This window comes from Streptomyces sp. NPDC004561 (assembly GCF_053602155.1).
Map to the genome: position 1 here is coordinate 1 of NZ_JBSGDB010000828.1, position 2,058 is coordinate 2,058.

The window sequence follows — 2,058 nt, forward strand, 5'->3', positions numbered from 1 at the left end:
GGGGCCTGCGCTCACCCGTGACGGTGACCTCGGCGCTGTCGGCGCCGCTGACGAGCTCGCCCAGGAAGTCCTCCAGCGGCGTCAGTTCGCCCCGCCACGGAATTCATGACGTCTTCCCCTTCCCTTGAAGTTCCCTCTCAGGACGGTGGATCGAACTCCACCGGAGGCGACAACGTAATACTCGAACAGAGCCCTGTGGCAACCTCGACGATGTTCATTTCCAGAACTTTACTCAACCGAAGTGTGGCCCGGGTGACGCCGAATCGGTGTGCCGCAGAGGTGTCTCTCGTGGAATACGGAGGCACCGCATCAATCCCCCACCGTCCTGATCCACGAAGGCATCTTCTCCGTAGGAACCGAGACCGAATAGGCCAGATCCGGCCAACCCTGGTCCTACGCACGGCACGCTCAAAATGCAGGTCAGAGGCCATGTACCTAGAGAGTCCCTCGAGATGGGTGGCGGATCCACTCAGTCAATGGTTGGCCGATTCTCGACGAACCGAATCACCTAATGGGGGCTCTTAAAAAGCGACTCTTCCGTGGTTCCGTAAAACCCATGGACCAGTAGCGGGGAAAGCGGAATTGCTGGTGCTGGTCATTGCTTGCCATGTCCAACGAGACGGATCCGCATCCAATGGGACGGTCGCAGCTCCGCTATTCGCGGCACACTGATGCGGCCTTGCCGACCAGGATCGTGGACGGTGTCGGAATCATCTTCGCCAGCAACCGGACGGGGCTCTCAACGGGCTCGGTATCGATCGACATTCCGGTTCCGGGGCCGATATTCCGGGCACCCCCGCGACGGCGTCGGCCAGGAGCGCGGCGATGTCGGCGCCGTGCGGGTCGGCGTAGCTCTCGTGGTCACGGTGAAGCCGGGGATGACGTGGCCGCCCAGCCCTTCAGTTCGGTGTTGATGCGGTCTGCGTCGCGGGAGGCGAGCCAGGTCTGGGTGTGGGGACCGAGGCGGAGCAGGGTGAAGCCGGTGTTGTCGCTGCGGCGTGCTTCGACGTGTACGCCGTAGGAGGCGGGGTCCATGCCGACGTCGTCGGGGAGGGGCAGGCTCGCCGCGGCGTGGGTGAACGGGGTCAGGGCCGGGTGCCACACTCCGGAGATCTTGTCTGTCTCGCAGCGCAGCCGGCCCTTGCCGGTGTAGCCGAGTTGGTGGCCGTGGAGGTAGGCCGCGGCGTGCGGGGTGTCGGGGTGGACCAGGGAGACGGCGATCAGGTCGGGGTCGTGGTCGTCGCCCGGGCGGGGGTGGACCCTTTCCACTTCGACCCCCCGGGCAGTACCCGGGCCCCGCCTGCGGCGCCCCGGCCATGGCCACGTGCCGGCGGACGATCCCCAGGCTCGGCCTGTGCTGGCAGGACTCGTGCCGCGACCAAATGATCGCCTCTTGCCTCCTGTAGTAGCCCCCCGGCCGCTACCACTTGCTTCTGGCCCTCGCCGACCGGCCGGTCCAGCACGACTGGTGGCACTTCAGGGAGACTGCGCGTCGGAAGTTCATCCGGTGGGTCGGCGAGTACGGCAACATGCCCACCGTTCGGGGCGCCCTAACGGACGAGTAGAGCGGAGCGGCCAGACCCTGAAGAGCCGGCCCGAGGGCCCGCGAAGGCCTGCACGCCAGGGTGTCAAGGAGGCAATTCCATGGCCCATCGCCCACGCCCGAACGTCTGGGCCCCGGACGGTCGCGGACCAGTCCCGACACGGTGATCGCGGATCGCGCGTATTCGGCTCGCGCGATCCGCTCCCACGTGGGTGACCGGCGCATCGACCACCCCGCAGCCGGTGGACTAGACCTGGGCCAGGATGAAGTACCCGATGTCGAGGGTTTCGGCGCCGCCAGGACCCTGGGAACCGTAGATGATGCGCTCGACGAACGCGCCGGTGAAGCGGGCACACCGCGCCCCGCCCCTGCTGGCGCCGGTCAAGGACTCACTGGACGAGGCCCTGCGCCTGCATCCGAGCGCGGGCCACCCTGGAAGCTGATCTTTTGGGGCAGTACCGGCTGGATGACGGGGACCGCGCGCCGTATGCAGCACGACGCGGCGGCACGGTCGT

General features: G+C 66.9%; 2 protein-coding genes. One reads left to right on the plus strand and one right to left on the minus strand.

The features are described from left to right. Positions 1-861: 861 nt before the first annotated feature. Positions 862-1,269: a hypothetical protein gene (locus tag ACWEN3_RS45800; protein WP_452984284.1), complete on the minus strand. Its 408-nt coding sequence runs from the start codon at positions 1,267-1,269 to the stop codon at positions 862-864. 591 nt (positions 1,270-1,860) lie between these two features. Here ACWEN3_RS45800 and ACWEN3_RS45805 point away from each other — a divergent pair. After that, positions 1,861-1,986 carry a hypothetical protein gene (locus ACWEN3_RS45805; RefSeq protein ID WP_452984286.1) on the plus strand — a complete coding sequence of 42 codons (126 nt, stop codon included), beginning with the start codon at positions 1,861-1,863 and terminating at the stop codon, positions 1,984-1,986. Positions 1,987-2,058 lie beyond the last annotated feature (72 nt).

Coding starts and splice junctions, on each gene's coding strand:
- ACWEN3_RS45805 (WP_452984286.1), top strand. CDS start 1,861: ATGATGCGCTCGACGAACGCGCCGGTGAAGCGGGCACACCGCGCCCCG.